General features: G+C 71.0%; 17 protein-coding genes. 9 read left to right on the forward strand and 8 right to left on the reverse strand.

The features are described from left to right. Entirely contained in the window at positions 1–477 is a 477-nt protein-coding gene (locus ACSBPG_RS00305) for a c-type cytochrome (protein WP_435535085.1), read from the forward strand. 180 nt (positions 478–657) lie between these two features. On the opposite strand, the gene ACSBPG_RS00310 is transcribed toward ACSBPG_RS00305, so the two are convergent. The 3 genes from ACSBPG_RS00310 to ACSBPG_RS00320 are packed head-to-tail and all read right to left on the reverse strand — an operon-like array spanning position 658 to position 3,650. Beyond that, positions 658–2,037, reverse strand: coding sequence for a TRAP transporter large permease (locus ACSBPG_RS00310; protein ID WP_435535086.1), 1,380 nt, complete (start codon positions 2,035–2,037; stop codon positions 658–660). Between the two features lie 3 nt (positions 2,038–2,040). Continuing rightward, the gene (locus ACSBPG_RS00315; protein ID WP_435535087.1) at positions 2,041–2,634 is read right to left on the reverse strand and encodes a TRAP transporter small permease subunit; all 594 of its coding nucleotides are present in this window, start codon (positions 2,632–2,634) and stop codon (positions 2,041–2,043) included. 53 nt (positions 2,635–2,687) lie between these two features. Continuing rightward, the gene (locus ACSBPG_RS00320; RefSeq protein WP_435535088.1) at positions 2,688–3,650 is read right to left on the reverse strand and encodes a PDR/VanB family oxidoreductase; all 963 of its coding nucleotides are present in this window, start codon (positions 3,648–3,650) and stop codon (positions 2,688–2,690) included. 417 nt (positions 3,651–4,067) lie between these two features. Here ACSBPG_RS00320 and ACSBPG_RS00325 point away from each other — a divergent pair, with 417 nt between their 5' ends. From ACSBPG_RS00325 to ACSBPG_RS00350, 6 genes are all read left to right on the forward strand, one after another. Continuing rightward, positions 4,068–5,174 carry a TRAP transporter substrate-binding protein gene (locus ACSBPG_RS00325; RefSeq protein WP_435535089.1) on the forward strand — a complete coding sequence of 369 codons (1,107 nt, stop codon included), beginning with the start codon at positions 4,068–4,070 and terminating at the stop codon, positions 5,172–5,174. A 255-nt stretch (positions 5,175–5,429) separates the two neighbouring features. Continuing rightward, the gene (locus tag ACSBPG_RS00330; protein ID WP_435535090.1) at positions 5,430–6,524 is read left to right on the forward strand and encodes a Rieske 2Fe-2S domain-containing protein; all 1,095 of its coding nucleotides are present in this window, start codon (positions 5,430–5,432) and stop codon (positions 6,522–6,524) included. Between the two features lie 77 nt (positions 6,525–6,601). Beyond that, a complete protein-coding gene (locus tag ACSBPG_RS00335) occupies positions 6,602–7,774 on the forward strand; it encodes a CaiB/BaiF CoA transferase family protein (RefSeq protein ID WP_435535091.1) in 1,173 nt (390 codons plus the stop codon). After that, a complete protein-coding gene (locus ACSBPG_RS00340; RefSeq protein WP_435535092.1) occupies positions 7,764–8,513 on the forward strand; it encodes an enoyl-CoA hydratase/isomerase family protein in 750 nt (249 codons plus the stop codon). The genes ACSBPG_RS00335 and ACSBPG_RS00340 overlap by 11 nt, the downstream gene beginning before the upstream one ends. Positions 8,514–8,573: 60 nt before the next feature. Then, positions 8,574–9,485: a LysR family transcriptional regulator gene (locus ACSBPG_RS00345; RefSeq protein WP_435535093.1), complete on the forward strand. Its 912-nt coding sequence runs from the start codon at positions 8,574–8,576 to the stop codon at positions 9,483–9,485. Between the two features lie 172 nt (positions 9,486–9,657). Further along, positions 9,658–9,912, forward strand: coding sequence for a DUF6455 family protein (locus ACSBPG_RS00350; protein WP_435535094.1), 255 nt, complete (start codon positions 9,658–9,660; stop codon positions 9,910–9,912). 193 nt (positions 9,913–10,105) lie between these two features. Here ACSBPG_RS00350 and ACSBPG_RS00355 read toward each other — a convergent pair whose 3' ends face one another. After that, positions 10,106–10,690, reverse strand: coding sequence for a vitamin K epoxide reductase family protein (locus ACSBPG_RS00355; protein ID WP_435535095.1), 585 nt, complete (start codon positions 10,688–10,690; stop codon positions 10,106–10,108). A gap of 220 nt (positions 10,691–10,910) precedes the next feature. Between ACSBPG_RS00355 and ACSBPG_RS00360 the strand changes: the two genes are divergently transcribed. Next, positions 10,911–13,184: a sensor histidine kinase gene (locus tag ACSBPG_RS00360; protein WP_435535096.1), complete on the forward strand. Its 2,274-nt coding sequence runs from the start codon at positions 10,911–10,913 to the stop codon at positions 13,182–13,184. Between the two features lie 167 nt (positions 13,185–13,351). Here the strand turns inward: ACSBPG_RS00360 and ACSBPG_RS00365 are convergent, their stop codons facing one another. From ACSBPG_RS00365 to ACSBPG_RS00380, 4 genes are all read right to left on the reverse strand, one after another. Continuing rightward, complete coding sequence (locus tag ACSBPG_RS00365) at positions 13,352–13,696, reverse strand: hypothetical protein (protein WP_435535097.1); 345 nt, start codon at positions 13,694–13,696, stop codon at positions 13,352–13,354. Positions 13,697–13,892: 196 nt separating this feature from the next. After that, positions 13,893–14,054: a DUF1289 domain-containing protein gene (locus ACSBPG_RS00370; RefSeq protein WP_435535098.1), complete on the reverse strand. Its 162-nt coding sequence runs from the start codon at positions 14,052–14,054 to the stop codon at positions 13,893–13,895. Between the two features lie 92 nt (positions 14,055–14,146). After that, positions 14,147–14,923 (reverse strand): OmpA family protein, encoded by a 777-nt coding sequence (locus ACSBPG_RS00375; protein WP_435535099.1) that lies wholly within the window; start codon positions 14,921–14,923, stop codon positions 14,147–14,149. Then, the gene (locus ACSBPG_RS00380; RefSeq protein WP_435535100.1) at positions 14,914–15,348 is read right to left on the reverse strand and encodes a DUF4398 domain-containing protein; all 435 of its coding nucleotides are present in this window, start codon (positions 15,346–15,348) and stop codon (positions 14,914–14,916) included. The genes ACSBPG_RS00375 and ACSBPG_RS00380 overlap by 10 nt, the downstream gene beginning before the upstream one ends. A gap of 171 nt (positions 15,349–15,519) precedes the next feature. Here ACSBPG_RS00380 and ACSBPG_RS00385 point away from each other — a divergent pair, with 171 nt between their 5' ends. Further along, positions 15,520–16,197, forward strand: coding sequence for an NnrU family protein (locus tag ACSBPG_RS00385; RefSeq protein WP_435535101.1), 678 nt, complete (start codon positions 15,520–15,522; stop codon positions 16,195–16,197). Positions 16,198–16,208: the final 11 nt, after the last annotated feature.

The following is a 16,208-nucleotide window of genomic DNA, read 5'->3' on the forward strand; positions in this document are numbered from 1 at the left end:
ATGAGGGGGCACCGGAAGGCCGCGGCGGTCGCCGCCGCGCTGGCCGGGGCGATCGCCCTGGCGGGAGCGATGGCGACGCCGGCGGTGGCCGGCGAATTGAAGCCGCGCACCAACTACATCCTGCGCTGCACCGGCTGCCACGGCATGGACGGCGCCGGCAGCGCGATCGGCGGCATCCCGGATTTCCGGGGCATGGTGGGCGCCTTCGCCGGCGACGACGAGGGCCGCACCTACCTCCTCCACGTCCCCGGCGTCATCGGCGCCAGCCTGAGCGACGCCGAGATCGCCGGGGTCCTCAACTACATCATGGAGAACTGGGCCGGCGCGTCGCTGCCCGCCGACTTCCGCCCCTTCACCGCCGCCGAGGTGACGGACCGGCGGGCCCGGCCGGTGGCCGACGTCGTGGTCCTGCGCCGGCGGATCGTCGCCCGCCTCGGGGAGAGCGGCATCGCGACGGCCGACTATCCCTGGCCGTAAGCAGGATTCCCCGGATTGGACCACCACGGCCCGGCCCGGAGAATCCTGCGGACACCGGCCCTGGACCCGCATCCGGCAGCAAGCGGTGTGCCGGTCGGCCAAGCGCTGCTTCAACGGTGGCAACCGGCCGCCGGCAACGTCGACCGACAGGATGAGGCATCCGCCTGACCAACCAAGTTCTCAGAATATCTGGTGTGGCAACCACGTGGCGAGGATCGGAAATGCGGCGAGGATGCCGAGACCAAGGACCTGCAGCATCACAAAAGGCACGACACCCTGGTAGATCTCGGTGGTGCGGACCTCCGCCGGGGCGGTGGCACGGAGATAGAACAGGCACCAGCCGAAAGGCGGCGTGAGGAAGCTGGTCTGCAGGTTCATGCCGATCATCACCCCGAGCCAGATCGGGTCGATTCCGGCCGCCAGCAGCGCCGGGGCCACCAGGGGCACGACGATGAAGACGATCTCGACGAAGTCGAGGATGAAGCCCATGAGGAACATCAACAGCATGATGATCATCATGGCCGTGCCGACGCCACCCGGCAGGTTGTTCAGCACCTCGTGGACGAGGTCGTCGCCGCCGAAGCCGCGGAAGGTCAGCGAGAAGACCGAGGCGCCCAGCAGGATCGTATAGACGTTGCAGGTCATGCGGGTGGTCACTCGCGCTACCTCGCCCAACATGGCCGGCGCCAGCGTGCGCTTGGCGCCGGCCAGCAGCACCGCACCAACGGCGCCGAAGGCAGCGGCCTCCGTCGGCGTCGCCACGCCGCCGATGATCGACCCCAGCACCGCCACCACCAGGAACACCGGCGGGACCAGTGCGCGCAGCACGGTTACCGCCAGGTCCAGCCGGGCTACGCCCTTCTCGTAGTAGGGGGGGCAGGCGCGCGGACGGACGACCGCCACGCCGACGAGATAGGCGATGTAGAGGCCGACCAGCAGCAGGCCTGGAATGAGCGCGCCGATGAACAGGTCGATCACCGAGACCGGCTCGACCATGAAGTTGCCCTGGGCGAGCTGGGTTTCCATGTGGATGTTGCCCAGCATGTCGCCGAGCAGCACCAGGGCGATGGACGGCGGGATGATCTGGCCGAGCGCGCCGGACGCACAGATTACCCCCGTGGCGAGCCGCCGGTCGTAGCCTGCCTGGAGCATGCTCGGCAGGCTGAGCAGGCCCATGGTGATCACCGTGGCGCCGACGATGCCGGTCGAGGCCGCCATCAGCATGCCAACCAGCGTGACCGACAGGCCGAGCCCGCCGGGCAGCGCGCCGAAGCACTGACCCATGGCCTTCAGCAGGTCCTCGGCGATGCGCGAGCGCTCCAGCATCACGCCCATGAAGATGAAGAGGGGGACGGCCAGCAGAACCTCGTTGGTGACGCCGCCAAACAGCCGCGACGGCAGCGCCGACAGGAAGAACAGGTCGAACTGCCCGGTCGCCACGCCGAGCAGCGACACCAGCAGCGATGATCCGGCCAGCGCGAAGGCCACGGGAAAGCCGGTGATGATCGCTCCGCCGGCGGCCAGCAGCAGGGCGACGCTGAAGAGGTGGGCGGGTTCCATGCCTCATGCCCTCCGTTGCAGCCGGTGCGGAAGGTGCTGCGGCATCGCCTCGGCGGCGGCCCCGCGTCCACCGGAAGCCCGCCGCCGGGCCCTGGCCTCGGCGATGACGGAGGCGCTGCGCAGCGCCGTCGCCAATCCCTGGAGCGCCATGAGCACGCAGAACACCGGGATCATCGTCTTCAAGAGGAACAGGCCCGGCAAACCGCCCGCCTGACCGGAGCCCTCGAGACGCTCCCAAGCCATGGCGACGTATCCGGACGCGGTCCAGGCCACCAACCCGCAGGTGGGAAAGAGGAAGAACAGCGTGCCCAGCAGGTCGACCCACGCCTTGCCCGCCGGGCTCGCCGTCCCGTAGAGGAAGTCGCAGCGCACATGCCCGTCGTGGCGCAGCGTGTAGCCGGCCCCGGCGAGCACGACGAAGGCGTTGATCCAGACGTAGGATTCCTGCAACCACACCCATCCCGTGCTGAAGCCGTAGCGCAGGACGGCGACGGCGAAGGTGATCAGCACCGTGCCGACGGTCAGCAGGGAGACGACCCTGCCGACCCCTTCGTTGAGGCGGTCGATCGCCCCGGCGATGGAGTCCGTGTACCGCATGTTCCTTGTGTCTCCTCCCGTTTCCACTGCCTGTCCGGGCGGGTTGGCCCGCCTCACACGTCGATCACGAGTTCGCCGCTCCGGGCGCGGGAACGGCAGATCAGCAGGTACTGCCGGCGGTCTTCCTCGTCGAGAACGCTGTCGCGGTGGTCCGGCTCGCCGGCGACGTAGCGGGTGAGGCAGGTGCCGCAGTATCCGTCCTCGCACATGGTGTCGACCGCCACGCCGTTGGCGCGCAGCACCTGGACGATGCTGCGGTCCGGCGGCACGGTGAAGCACTGCCCCGTGCGGGCAATGCGCACGGTGAACGCGATGTCCTCGGCCGGCGCGGCCGGCGTGTCGGCGGGGGCGGAGAAGTACTCGCAGTGCACCGTCCCGCCCGGCCAATGGGCGCAGGCCATGCGTACGGCGCCCATGAAGCCGCCCGGCCCGCAGTAGTAGACATGGGCGCCGGCGGGGGGCTTGCGGAGCAGGCTGGCGAGGTCGAGGCCGCGCGCGGGGTCGCCGCCGTCGTGATGGAGCAACACGCGGTCGCCGAGACGGCTGGCCAGTTCCCCGGCGAAGGCGGTGCCCGCCGGGGAACGCGTGCAGTAGTGGAGGACGAAGTCGGCGCCACGACGGTCCAGTTCGTACGCCATGGCAAGCAGCGGCGTCACGCCGATCCCGCCCGCCAGCAAAAGATGGAAGCGTGCGCCGTCGATGAGGCGGAACAGGTTGCGCGGCGTGGAGACGCGCAGGACGTCGCCGGGCCGCACCCGCTCGTGCAGCGCCTGCGAGCCGCCGCGGCTGCCCGCCTCGCGCAGCACGGCGATTCGGTAGTGACCCCGCTCCGCCGGGTCCTGGGCCAGAGAATACTGCCGAACGATCCCGTCGCCGAGCTCGACGTCGACGTGTGCCCCGGCCTCGAACGGCGGAAGCGGCCGCCCGTCGGGGTCAACCAGTTCGAAGCTGAGTATGCGGTCCGCCTCGCAACGGACGGTGCGCACAAGGACGCGATGGGTGTCGGCCGGCGTCATCTGCCCTCCCCCTTGGTGCCGTCCGGCCCGTGCCGTCGAGCACGGCCGGTGATGCGGTCTGCGTTGCCCGCCGGGACATCCGACGATGCCCGGTCCGTCGGCAGCGGTCATTTGTAGGAAAGTACGAATCACCAACAATCCGTTCAAACGATAAAACCGCATGTCGTTGGATCGGGAAATCCGATGTGAGCGTGAAGATCCGATGTCGGCGTGAAAAAAGTTGTCCCCGTCGATCGAAATGCGCGGATGCGCATCGGAAATCCCGATGGGAACTATTCGGAAAAACTCGATTGATCGGCCTCACGGATTGTCAGCATCATTTCGTATTGCGCACCCGAACGTGCGGCGCCGTGGGTGGCACGTACGCGCACAAAGCGCAGGGAACAGCGGGCGCGCCAACGCGCAGGGAGGAATCTCATGAAACGCAGGACGATCTTGTCGGGCACGCTCGCCGCCGGTGCCACCGCGGCCGCCGCATCGAGCTTTCCCGCCCCCGCCATCTCCCAGAACCGCCGGCGCTGGCGCCTGGTGACGACCTGGCCGAAGAACCTGCCGGGGTTGGGTACCGGGGCGCAGTATTTCGCCGACATGGTGACGCGCTGTACCGACGGCCGCCTCACCGTGCAGCTCTTCGCTGCCGGCGAGGTGGTGCCGGCCTTCGAAGCCATCGACGCCGTCGGCGGCGGCACCGTCGAGATGGGCCACGGCTCGCCCTATTACTGGAAGGGCAAGGCGCCGGCCAGCGAGTTCGTCAGCAACATCCCCTTCGGCCTGACGGCACAGGAATACCACGGCTGGTACCATTTCGCCGGCGGCAAGGACCTGTGCGATGAGGTCTACCGATCGCAGCTGAACTGCAAGTTCTTCATCTGCGGCAACACCGGCATCCAGTTCCCGGGCTGGTCGACCCGCGACGTCAACTCCATCGACGACATCAAGGGGCTCAAGGTCCGCATGCCCGGCATCGGCGGCGAGATCATGCGCTCGCTCGGCGCCACCGTGGTCAACCTGCCGGGTGGGGAGGTGGTCAGCGCGCTGGCGGCCGGCGCCGTGGAGTGGGTGGAGTGGAACAATCCCTACGGCGAGGCCGCGATGGGGTTCTGGCGCCACGCCAAATACTACTATTCGCCGGGGTGGCACGAGCCGGGGACGGTGCTGGAGCTGTTCGTCAACGCCAAGGCCTGGGACGACCTCCCCAAGGACCTCCAGGCCATCGTCGAGCAGTGTGCCTATTCCACCACCCACGTCATGCTGGCCGAGTTCACCGCCCGCTCGGCTCCCGTCATGGCAAATTTCATCAAGGAGCACGGCGTCGTCCAGAAGCGCCTGTCCGACGAGATCGTCACCGAGCTCGGCAACGCCGCCGGCCAGGTGCTGGGCGAACTCGCCTCCAAGGACCCGCTCGCCGGCAAGGTATTCGCCAGCCTGTCGAAGTACCGCGCCCAGCACATGGAATACTCCGCGGCGACCGAGAGCGACTTCCTGCGCGCCCGCGCCCTCCCCTACAAGTATCCGGCAGGGTGAGGGGGCGAACTCGTCACACTGGTTCCCCGTCCCGACCTCCCCCACGCCGCGAGCGGAGGAGAAGAGCCCTCCCCCGCGTCGTGGGGGAGGGTTGCGCGGAGGCCCGGCACAACCATGCGGCTCCCCGCAAGAGGATCACCGGGCCGTGATGCATCGGCAAATCCGATCAAAACACTCCAAAATAACTCGTTTGAATTGATCCGTGCACCCGATCATCATTTTCACGCACTCAAAAACACAAGACAGGAGGAGACGATGTCTTTGCTGCGACCCGTCAAGAACACGTGGTACGCAGCCGGATTTTCCGAGGAATTTCCGGCGCGGAAACTGACCGGCCACACCATCGTCAACCAGCCCGTGGTTATCTGGCGGACCGAGGACGGTGCCGTCGTCGCCTTCGACAACCGCTGCGCGCACAAGCGCTTCCCCCTGTCGGAAGGCCGCCTGCTCGACGACGGCACCATCGAATGCGCCTACCACGGCCTGTGCTTCGACACCGCGGGACGCTGCGTGGCCATCCCCTCGCACCCCGACGGACCGATCCCGCCACAGGCGCGCATGCGCCCGGTGCCGGTGGTCGAGCAGGATGGTATCGTCTGGGTATGGTCGGGCGATCCCGCGAAAGCCGGCACCGTCAAGCCGCCGCGCACGCCCGAACTGGTCGACCCCGAATGGGAATCCATCGGCTCGGAGCCCATGGACGTCCCGGCCAACTACCTCCTGCTGATCGAGAACCTTCTGGACATCACCCATTTCTATCCGCTGCACGACGGCAACATCGGGGACGTCGCCAACAGCCGCATCCCGATCCAACTCGAGGAGGGAGAAGTCGATGGCAACCGCTACGTGAAGACCACGCGGCGGGTCAGCGGCTACCGCCAGCCGCCGTTCCTGATGGAATGGTTCCATTACGAGGAGGTGGACCGCGTGCACACCCACCACCTCGTCTCCCCCGGCCTGACGCGGGTGGAGATGCGGGTAGCGCCGCCGGGCCGGCTCGGCCAGGGTATCGACCGCGGCTATGTGCTCTACCACACCCACACGCCGGTGGACGACGCCAACCATGTCTGGCGCTGGCGGGCCAACTGCCGGGCCGACCACACCTCGCGCAGCGACCCCACGGTGTCGGCGGCGAAGCGGGTGGCGGAGATGTTCCCCTCGGTGGTGGCGCAGGACCGCTGGGCGCTGGAGCGTCAGCAGCGCATGTTCGCCTACGCCGACAACGGCTATTCCGAACTGTTCCTCAAGCCCGACCTGGCGCTGCGCCGAGCCCGCCAGATCATCGCGACGATGCTGCGCGAGGAAGAGGAGCCGGCCCCGGCCGCCGTCGGGACGGTCGCCGCGGAATGACGGGGCGGGAGCGGCGGCCCGCCGGGCACCCGGCCGCGTCGCCGCCCCGACGACGGGAACAAGGGATGGGGAAGATCATGGCATCCGCCACATTGCTGGACGGCGTGCGTGTGCTGGAGTTCGGACAGATCGCCGCCGGTCCGTTCTGCGGGTCGTTGCTGGCCGATCTCGGCGCCGACGTGGTCAAGGTCGAGCGACCGGACGGCGGCGACGGCATGCGGGACTGGCCGCCCTACGCCACCAACGAGCGCAACGACTCGTTCAGCGAGAACTTCGCCTCGCTGAACCGCAACAAACGGTCGCTGACCGTCGACCTCAAGGACGCCGGCGCCGTCATCCGGCTGCGCCGCCTGTGCGCCGCCGCCGACGTCGTGGTGGAGAACTTCCGCCCCGGCGTGCTGGCCCGGCTCGGCCTCGGCCACGAGGCGTTGCGGACGGACAACCCGCGGCTTGTCTACTGTTCCATCTCCGGCTACGGCCAAAGCGGGCCCTATGCCGCCAAGGGCGCCTTCGACGTGACCGTGCAGGCGATGAGCGGCCTGATGAGTGTGACCGGCAACGAGGGTGAGGCCCCCGTCAAGTGCGGCGTCCCGGTCGGCGACTTCTGCGCCGGCCTCTACGCCGCCTACAGCATCGCCGCGGCCCTGCTGGCCCGGGGACGCAGCGGCGAGGGGGCGGTGATCGACTGCTCCATGCTGGGCAGCCTGATCGGCGTCGCCGCCTTGCAGACCAGCGAGTTCTTCGGCACCGGCACGACGCCGCGGGCGCTGGGCTCCGCCCATCCGCGCAACGCACCCTACCAGGCCTTCCCCGCCGCCGACCGCCCCTTCGTCATCGCCGCCGGCAATGGCAAGCTGTGGCGGGAGGTGTGCGAGGCGGTGGGCCTGCCCGAGCTGGCCGACGACCCGCGCTTCGCCACCCAGGCTCTGCGTGCCCGCAACCAGAAGGAGCTGGTCGCCGTCCTCGTCCCACGCTTCCGCGAGCGCACCGCCGAGGCGTGGCTGCGCGAGATGGACCGGCGCGGCGTACCCTGCTCCCCCATCAACACCTACGCCGACATCCTGGCCGATCCCCATGTCGGGCACTTGGGCCTGGTGCGCGACCTCACGCTTCCCAACGGTGTCACGACCCGCACCACCGCCTTCCCCGTCGCCATCGCCGGCCACGACTTCGCCATCCGCCGGCCACCGCCGCCGCTGGGAGCCGACACCGACGCCGTCTATTCGGAGTGGCTGGACCATGACGCATGACGCCGCTCCGCTGATCGTCGAACGGGCCGGGCCGGTGACCCGGCTCACCCTCAACCGTCCGGAGCGTGGCAACGCGCTCGGCCCCGACCTGGTGGAGGCGCTGCTGGACGCGGTTGCCTCCGCCGCGGAGGACGGCACCCGCCTCCTCGTCCTCGAAGGCCGCGGGTCCAGCTTCTCCACGGGCTTCGACTTCACCGGCATCGAGGGACAGAGCGACGCCGACCTGGTGCTGCGCTTCGTTCGCATCGAGACGCTGCTCCAGGCCGTCCACCACGCGCCCTTTGCCACCCTGGCGCTGGCACACGGCCGGGTGTTCGGGGCCGGCGCCGATCTCGTGTGCTGCTGCACCCACCGGGTGGCCACTCCGGATGCGCAGTTCCGCATGCCCGGCCTGCGCTTCGGCGTCGTGCTGGGGACCCGCCGCTTCGTCGCCCGCGCCGGCGAGGCCGGGCGCCGCATCCTCCTGGAGGCCCGCGCCTTCGACGCCTGTAAGGCGTTGGAGGTCGGCTTCGTCCAGGAGGTGGAGGACCGCGACGGCTGGCCGGCCATCGTCGAGCGCGCCGCCGCCGCCGCCGCCCTGCTCGACCCCACCACGGCGGCGACCCTGCTCGGCGTCAGCATCGCCGACACCCGCGATGCCGACTTGGCCGACCTCGTCCGCTCGGTGCAGCGGCCGGGCCTCAAGGACCGCATGATCGCCTACCGCACCGTCACGGCACGCCAGCGCCCCCCGGCTTGAACACCCACCCGCTCCGCACGATAGTTCGGGAAGGCGCAGCGCATGTCGGAAAGCGGAGCCGTGAACCTTCGGCAGATCGAGACCTTCTACTGGGCCGCCAAACTCGGCAGCTTCACGGCGGCGGCGGAGCGCCTCTACGCGACCCAGTCCACCGTCTCCACCCGCATCCAGGAGCTGGAGCACCGCTTCAACGTCGTGCTGTTCGACCGCTCGCAACGGGCGGTGCGGCTGACGCCGAAGGGGCGGGAGTTGCTGGCCTACGCCGAGCAGCTCCTACGCATCGCCGGCGACATGCAGGAGCGCATCTCGGCGTCCGAGGCGCTGCCCGGCATCGTCCGCCTCGGCGTCGTCGAGGTGGTGTCGGTGACTTGGCTGCCGCGGCTCATCAAGCTGCTGCACCAGCGCTATCCCAACCTCATCCTGGAACTGGACGAGGCGCTGACCGGCGATCTGGTGGAGCGGCTGCGCAACGGAGCGCTCGACATCGTCCTGGCACCGGGCGAAGTCAGCGATGTCAACCTGTCCAACCATTCCCTCGGCACCGTCGGGCTGGCCTGGATGGCCAGCCCCGATCTGGACCTGCCGGACGAGCCGCTGACCCCGCTCACGCTGCAGCGCTGGCCGATCATCTCGCTGTCGCGGGAATCCTACCACTACAGCCGCATGGAGCGGTGGTTCCACGCCGGCGGCGCCAACTGCTCGCGCGTCGACACCTGCAAGAGTTTCGGCGTCGCCGCGTCGCTAGCCATCGCCGGGCTCGGACTCACCCTGCTGCCGCCACGCTGCTTCGCGCGCGACCTCGCCGAGGGTCGGTTGCGCGTGGTGCCGACCGATCCGCCGGTGCCGCCGGTGCCGTTCAGCGCCATGCTGCCCACCGACACCTCGATTCCCCTGATCCGCCGCATCGCCAACGCCGCGGTCAAGGTCAGCGACTTCGACCGCCCACGTTCCGCCGAAACAGCGCCGTACTGAACCGGCCGCTCTTAGCATCATTCTGTTTTTCTATGGATGAACATCAGAACACCCTATGTCCGGCTTTTTCTCCACGAACGAATATTCCTTTCGAGAATTTGACACGCGTCAAACGCCTTCCGTCCGATGCCGGGTAGGCTTCGGATAAGACGATGCATCGCAAGAGACGGCCATGTTTGCGCATTCTGCCAAGCGCTCAGATCTCATGGGCGCGATGATCCGCCGGCTCGACATTGACGTCGCGGCGGTGGTCGCCGCCGGCCAAACCGCCTGGCTGAGCTCCGCCGGCCTGATCTGCGTGGGATGCCCCGCCGCGGACCGTTGCCGCGCTTGGCTGACCTGCGGTTCCGTCGCTACGGCCTATCGGGAATTCTGCCCCAACGCCGCCATGTTCGACCGCATGCGTGCCTCCCGGCAGCCGGCTTGAAACCCTGCGGCCATCGACGAGAACCTGATGGCCGCGCGCTCTGCCGTCTTCCTGGCGCTGGTCGGCGACGCCCCGCCCTCTTTCCCGACCGGTGGCCGGGCAGCCGACCAGCTCCAGGTCTTGCAGGCTTTCCGAGCCCGCCCATGTGTGGGCGGCGTTCGGAAAATCCGCTTGGGCGGCATCCGGGCGCGCGTCAGCGCCCCAACCCCATGCCGCGCGGCGCCCGGCGGGCGGCGCGCAGGCCCCCGACGGCCTGGGCCGCCTCGGTGAGGGTGAAGGCGAAGGTGCCGAAGTGCATCAGCGCGTCGGTCACGCAGTAGGGGCACCACGCCCGGTCCACCTTGGGCATGGTGTGGAACAGGTACTTCGCCGCCACCGCCGCCTGGGCACCGGAGAAGACGGCGGCGGCGATGGGCAGCCACGGTCGGGTGCGCACCCGCTCCGGCGGCCCGGCGGCGGCGAGCACCAGGTTGGCGGCGTGCATGGCGAGCGTGATCGGCCCGTCGGGCATGCCGTAGCCCCACGCCTCGTCGCTGCCGTTGACCTTGGCGGTGTCGAAGTGGGGCCGCCGGGTCGGCGGGTCGGGCAGGCGGCGGATCACCCCGGTCTGGAACAGCGTCACCGCCGCCATGCTCGCCATGCCGACCAGCGAGGTCGCCACGGTGGCGCGGCGCAGCGCCATCTCCGACCCTCGCCCGCGCTGGACGCGCCGCCGCAGCTCCTGCGGCGGCAGGCGCCCGGCGAACGAACGGTGCACGACCTGCTTCACGTCGCTCATCGGTCTCCTCCGGCGGATGTCGTCCCCCGAAGCCAACAGGCGGGCGCGGCGGAGGTCACGGCTGCGCGCGGTCCTTGCGCATTCCCAAAGGCCGGTGCAGCGTCTATGCTCGGCCCCGCCCGGCCTCCCCTCGACCGGGCGGCGCAGCCAGGGAGGAGAGCGGGTGCCGAGGAGTCCGCAGCGCGATGGATCCGCAGGCGGGCGCGGCGAGCCGGTTCCCGTGCGGCGCGGCCGCAAGCCGCGCCTGCAGACCGTCGCCGTCGCCGTCGCCCTGGCCATGGCGTTCCTGGTGGCCGGGCTGAGCTGGAGCATCGGCGGCGCCTTCCAGCGCGTGCTGAGCGTGGCCGAGGAGGCCCAGACCGCCATCATCCCGCGCATCAACCGGCAGCAGGAATACGCCGTCTTCGCCGCCCGCATGGGCCAGCTCGCCGAGGCGGTGCTGAGCGCCCGCTCCCCCGAGGCGCGGCGGCGCGCCCTGGCCGAGGTCGACGCGCTGGCCGGCCGGTTCGCCGCCGACATCGCCCCCGACCTGCTGGCCCGCCTCGACCTCGCGGTCAACGCGGTGCGCCGCGCCGCCGAGCGCGCCGACCTGATCGACACCCTGGCAGCGCGGGCGGCCGCGGTGCGCGAGCGCGCCGACCGGATCTTCCTGCGCCTGTTGGGGTCGGGCACGGCGCTGGCGGCGCAGGAACCCTTCTTCCGCATCCTGGAGGTGCTCGGCGAGGCCGCCGCCGCCCCCGACGTGACGCGCCTCGGCGCGCTGGAGGAGCGCTACCGCACCCTGGCGGCGGCGGTGCGGATGGCGCTCGGCTCGCCCGCGGGCATGGACGCCGGGCCGCTGTCCGCCGATCTCGACGGGCTGGCCGAGCTGTTCGCCCAGCGCCGCGCCATGCTCGCCAACGAGGCCGACATGGCGCTGGAGACCGAGACCGCCCACGCGCTGCTGCGCGAGATGACGGAGAACCTGCGCGCCGACGCCGCCTCGGGCACCGACCGCATCGCCGAGCTGCTGACCGCCTACGGCCGCCACGGCCTCCTCGTCGTCGCCATCGGCCTGGCGGCGGCGGCGGCGGTGCAGCTCGTGCTGTTCGTCCTGCTGCGCACCCATGTGGTGCGGCCGATCCGCCGCGCCAGCGAGGCGCTGGCCGAGGTGCAGCGGGCGCGCCGGGTGGTGCGCCTGCCGCCCGCCCTGTTCGCCGAGATCGACTCCATCACCACCGGCGTCGAGCGCTTCGGCGAGGCGCTGGTGGACGCCCACGAATACGCCGACGCCCTGAAGGCGGGCGAGGCGCGGCTGCGCACGATCCTCTCGGCCTCGCCCTTCCCGGTGGTCATCGCCCGGGTGTCCGACGGCTCGGTCCTGTTCTACAACCGCCAGGCGGAGGCCCTGTTCGGCACCGACGGCGCCCGGCTGACCCTGACCCGCGACGCCCGCTTCTTCGCCGACCCGCGGGACGCGCACCGGCTGATGCACCGGCTGGAGGAGGACGGCGCGGTGGACGATCTGGAGATGCGCCTCGCCGGCGCCGACGGGCGGCCGTTCTGGGCGCTGCTGTCGGCCGTCGAGATGCGCGACGGCGACGAGCCGGCGTTCCTGGTCGCCATCAACGACATCACCCAGCAGAAGCGCTCGGAGGAGGAGGCGCACGCCGCCAAGCAGCGCGCCGAGCAGGCGCTGAGCGACCTGCGCCATGCCCAGGAGACGCTGATCCAGTCGGAGAAGATGGCGTCCCTGGGCGCCCTGGTGGCGGGGGTGGCGCACGAGGTCAACACCCCGGTCGGCGTCGCCCTGACGGGCATCACCCACCTCGCCGACGCGACCCGACAGTTCCGCCGCCGCGTCGCCGACGGCGCGGTCCGGCGCGCCGACCTGGCGGACTACATCGACACCGCCGCCGAGGTGTGCGCCCTCATCGAGACCAACCTGCACCGCGCCGGCGAGCTGATCCAGAGCTTCAAGCAGACCGCGGTCGACCAGACCAGCGAGGAGCGCCGCTGCTTCGACCTCAAGGCCTATCTCGACGACGTGCTGACCAGCCTGCACCCGCGCCTGAAGAAGATGCAGCACGGCGTCGCCGTCGACTGCCCCGAAGGGGTGATCGTCGACGGCTATCCCGGCGCCCTGTTCCAGGTCCTGACCAACCTGACCATGAACGCCCTGACCCACGCCTTTCCCGAAGGCCAGGCCGGGCGCATCGAGATCTCCGTGACGCCGGCCCCGCCGGGCGAGGTGGAGCTGCGCTTCGCCGACGACGGCTGCGGCATCCCGGAGGCCAACCGGCTGCGCATCTTCGACCCCTTCTTCACCACCCGGCGCAGCGCCGGCGGCAGCGGGCTCGGCCTGCACATCGTCTACAACATCGTCACCAAGCGGTTGCGCGGCTCGATCCGGGTGGAGAGCGAGGAGGGGCACGGCACCACCTTCGTCATCCGCTTCCCCCTGACGATGGCGCCCGCCGCCATCGGCCGCGAGGAGCCGGCGCCGGCCGCCTGAAGCGGCCCTGAAACGCCCGCGCGGCGAGGCCGCGGCATAAAAAACGCGGCGAGGCCGCGGCATAAAACGCGGCGAGGCCGCATGGGAACCCCCATGCGGCCTCGCGTCCCATCACGGTCCGGCCGGACCGGACCAAGCGGCGTCGGTCCGGCCGGACGGCCGCCGCATCACTGGCCGGAGCCGGCCCCGCCGCCGGAACCGCCGACGCCGCCGCCGCCCCGGCTGCCGTCCGAGCCGCCGGAGATGCCGGTGGTGGTGCCGCCGGAGACGTCGCCCGGCGCGCAGTTCTCGCGGCCCGGCGGGCAGTTGATGCCGGTGCCGGGCTCGTCGCGCAGCGGCGACACGTCGGAACTGGTCGCCGTGTTGCTGTCGAGCGAATCGTCGTTCGTCGTCGCCGAATCGTTCAAGGTCGACGCGCCGGCGGCGTCGTTCTTGTGCATGGCGTCGCCCGCCATGGCGGAGCCGGCCGTCAGCACCAGAGCCGAAACGGTCGCGATCATCAGGTTGCGCATGGTCTTCTCCCAATTCGATTTCGTCGGGGCCGATCGTCGTTGGGGTCGATCGTCGTTGCGAGCCCGCCCGCCGCCGGGCCGGCGACCGCAGCGCATCCGCCGTCGGGGCGAAGGCTCTGGGCACCCCAACATCGCCACGCGCCAACCGTCCCATCGTCAAAGGAGGTAGCGGGCGCCGTTCGATCGGGAGAAGGGGTCAGGCGCCGGTCGGGGCCGGCGCGCCGGGAGGGTCGGCGCGGGAGCCGGTCCGGGAGTCGGCGGGCGGACCGTGGATCTCGTCCTCGCTGCGGCCGCAGCCGACGCAGCGGCCGTCCTCGCCGATCATGCACACGCCCACGCAGGGGTCGTCCTCGTCCATCGTGTCCTCGCTTCCGGGCAGGCGTTCTTCCCGGGCGGGACGTAGCGGGACCGGCCGGCGCGGTCAAGGGCGCCGGCCGGTTCCCGGCCGGATCAGCGGTTCTCGGCGAACGTGCCCTCGTCGGGGATGACGATCTCCACCCGGCGGTTGGCCTGGCGGCCGGCGTCGCTGGAGTTGGACGCCACCGGCTGGGCCGCGCCGTAGCCCACCGCGGTGATGCGGGACGGGCTGATGCCGCGGGCGACCAGCGCCTGCTGCACGGCCGCGGCCCGCTCCTCCGACAGGTGCAGGTTGGTGGCGGAGCCGCCGGTGCTGTCGGTGTGGCCCTCGATGCGCACGGTGCGCGCGGGGTAGCGCTGCAGGAAGGCGGCGAGGCGGTCGACGCGGTTCATCGCGCCGGGCGTCAGATCGGCCCGGCCGGTGGCGAACAGCACGTCGCCGAGCGTCATCACCAGACCGCGCTCGGTCTGCTCGGCCTGCAGCTCGCGGATCTGCCGCTCCAGCTCGGCGTTGCGGACCTGCAGCCGCGTCGTCTCGGCGCCCTCCACCGTCTCGCGCGCGCTCTTCAGCGCCGCCGTCTCGCGGGCCACCTGGGCCTGCCGGGTGGCGATGTAGGCCTTGTTCGTCACCTCCTCGGAACCGGCGCCCTCCTCCTGGGCCTCCTGCGCCTCGCGCAGGGCCTGTTCCGCCTTGCGCAGCTCCAGGGGGGCCCGCTGCGCCACCGTCGGGTCGGTGGCGGCGGCGGTGTAGGCCTCGCGGGCCTGCATCACCGCGGTGGGGTTGCCGGCGTCCGAAGCGCAGCCGGCCAGCAGCGCGGCGCCCAGCGCCACGGCGGCGAGGGCGGCGGGGCGCGGTGTCGTCATTGCCATGTCGAGCCTCCGGAAACGGGGGGATAGGTGGAGCCGCCGGGGATCACCGGGGCGGTCGAGCCCCCGCTGAGCACGCCGGTGTCGCGGCTGACCGCGACGGCGGCCTCGCGGGCGGCGGCCTGCTCGGCGCGCACCGCGGCCAGTTCGGCGTCGGCGCGGGCCTGCTCGGCGAGGCGGCGGGCTTCGCCGCGCTCGTCGTCGCGCATGGCGGCGTCGGCCGCGGCCAGCTTGTCGCGCGCGCTCTGCAGCTCGACCGGAGCGTGCTCCAGCGCGCCGGCGCGTTCGGCGGTATCGATGGCCTGTTCGGCCGCCCCCATCTCCGCGGTCGGCGGCGGCGGTCCGCCGGCGCAGGCGGCGAGGCCGAGGGACAACAGGGTGGCGGCGAGCGTCGCGCGACCGCCCCCCAGGATGCGGCACCGTGTCATGGTTCGACTTCCCTTTCGCAATCGTGTGCCGGAAACGGGTTCCGCGGCGAGGAACGTGACAACCGTGCGAAAGTTCCGGACACGCGGAGCCGAGCTTGACGGCCGTCAAGACTGGACGAGGCCGCCGCGTGTTCCATGTGGGGAAGGTTCCAGAGCGAAACGCGCCCGCCGATGTCGACGCCTCTCTATCTCGCCAGCGCCCTCCTGCTGTTCGCCAGCCACGCCGTCCCCTCCTGGCCGGGGGTGCGGCCGGCGCTGATCGCCCGCATCGGCCGCACCGGCTTCGTCACCCTGCACTCGCTGCTGTCGGTGGCGACGCTCGCCCTGTTCGTGCACGCCTACGCCACCGTGGAGGTCAGCGGCTGGGTGTTCGTCCCGGCGGCCTGGGCGCCCATGCTGGTGGTCGCCCTCATGCCGGTGGCCGTCTTCCTCGTCGTCGCCCGGCTGATGCGCCGGGCCGGCGCCCCGCAGGCGCCGCTCCCGCCCGCCGGCGTCTACCGGATCACCGGCCACCCCGGCAGCGTCGGCATCCTGCTGTGGGCGCTTCTCCACCTGCAGGCGACCGGCGACCTGCGCCGGGTCATCCTGTTCGCCACCATGGCGGCCATCGCCCTGTTCGCCATCGTCAAGAACGACTGGGTTCTGCGCCGCGCCGGCACGCCGCAGGCCGACGCCTTCCGCGCCCGGACCTCCGTCATCCCCTTCGCCGCCATCCTGGCGGGGCGGCAGCGCCTGGCGCCGGCCGAGATCGGCGCCCTGCCGGTGCTCGCCGCGCTGGCGACCTACGCCGCCATCCTGTTCGTCCATCCCTGGCTGTTCGGGGTGGATCCCCTGTACTGGCTGCCGTGAGACCCCCCGCC

The organism is Azospirillum sp. ST 5-10, assembly GCF_051225715.1.
In the GTDB taxonomy this organism is placed as follows: Bacteria; Pseudomonadota; Alphaproteobacteria; order Azospirillales; family Azospirillaceae; genus Azospirillum.

Coding starts and splice junctions, on each gene's coding strand:
- ACSBPG_RS00305 (WP_435535085.1), top strand. CDS start 1: ATGAGGGGGCACCGGAAGGCCGCGGCGGTCGCCGCCGCGCTGGCCGGG.
- ACSBPG_RS00310 (WP_435535086.1), bottom strand. CDS start 2,037: ATGGAACCCGCCCACCTCTTCAGCGTCGCCCTGCTGCTGGCCGCCGGC.
- ACSBPG_RS00315 (WP_435535087.1), bottom strand. CDS start 2,634: ATGCGGTACACGGACTCCATCGCCGGGGCGATCGACCGCCTCAACGAA.
- ACSBPG_RS00320 (WP_435535088.1), bottom strand. CDS start 3,650: ATGACGCCGGCCGACACCCATCGCGTCCTTGTGCGCACCGTCCGTTGC.
- ACSBPG_RS00325 (WP_435535089.1), top strand. CDS start 4,068: ATGAAACGCAGGACGATCTTGTCGGGCACGCTCGCCGCCGGTGCCACC.
- ACSBPG_RS00330 (WP_435535090.1), top strand. CDS start 5,430: ATGTCTTTGCTGCGACCCGTCAAGAACACGTGGTACGCAGCCGGATTT.
- ACSBPG_RS00335 (WP_435535091.1), top strand. CDS start 6,602: ATGGCATCCGCCACATTGCTGGACGGCGTGCGTGTGCTGGAGTTCGGA.
- ACSBPG_RS00340 (WP_435535092.1), top strand. CDS start 7,764: ATGACGCATGACGCCGCTCCGCTGATCGTCGAACGGGCCGGGCCGGTG.
- ACSBPG_RS00350 (WP_435535094.1), top strand. CDS start 9,658: ATGTTTGCGCATTCTGCCAAGCGCTCAGATCTCATGGGCGCGATGATC.
- ACSBPG_RS00355 (WP_435535095.1), bottom strand. CDS start 10,690: ATGAGCGACGTGAAGCAGGTCGTGCACCGTTCGTTCGCCGGGCGCCTG.
- ACSBPG_RS00365 (WP_435535097.1), bottom strand. CDS start 13,696: ATGCGCAACCTGATGATCGCGACCGTTTCGGCTCTGGTGCTGACGGCC.
- ACSBPG_RS00370 (WP_435535098.1), bottom strand. CDS start 14,054: ATGGACGAGGACGACCCCTGCGTGGGCGTGTGCATGATCGGCGAGGAC.
- ACSBPG_RS00375 (WP_435535099.1), bottom strand. CDS start 14,923: ATGGCAATGACGACACCGCGCCCCGCCGCCCTCGCCGCCGTGGCGCTG.
- ACSBPG_RS00380 (WP_435535100.1), bottom strand. CDS start 15,348: ATGACACGGTGCCGCATCCTGGGGGGCGGTCGCGCGACGCTCGCCGCC.
- ACSBPG_RS00385 (WP_435535101.1), top strand. CDS start 15,520: ATGTCGACGCCTCTCTATCTCGCCAGCGCCCTCCTGCTGTTCGCCAGC.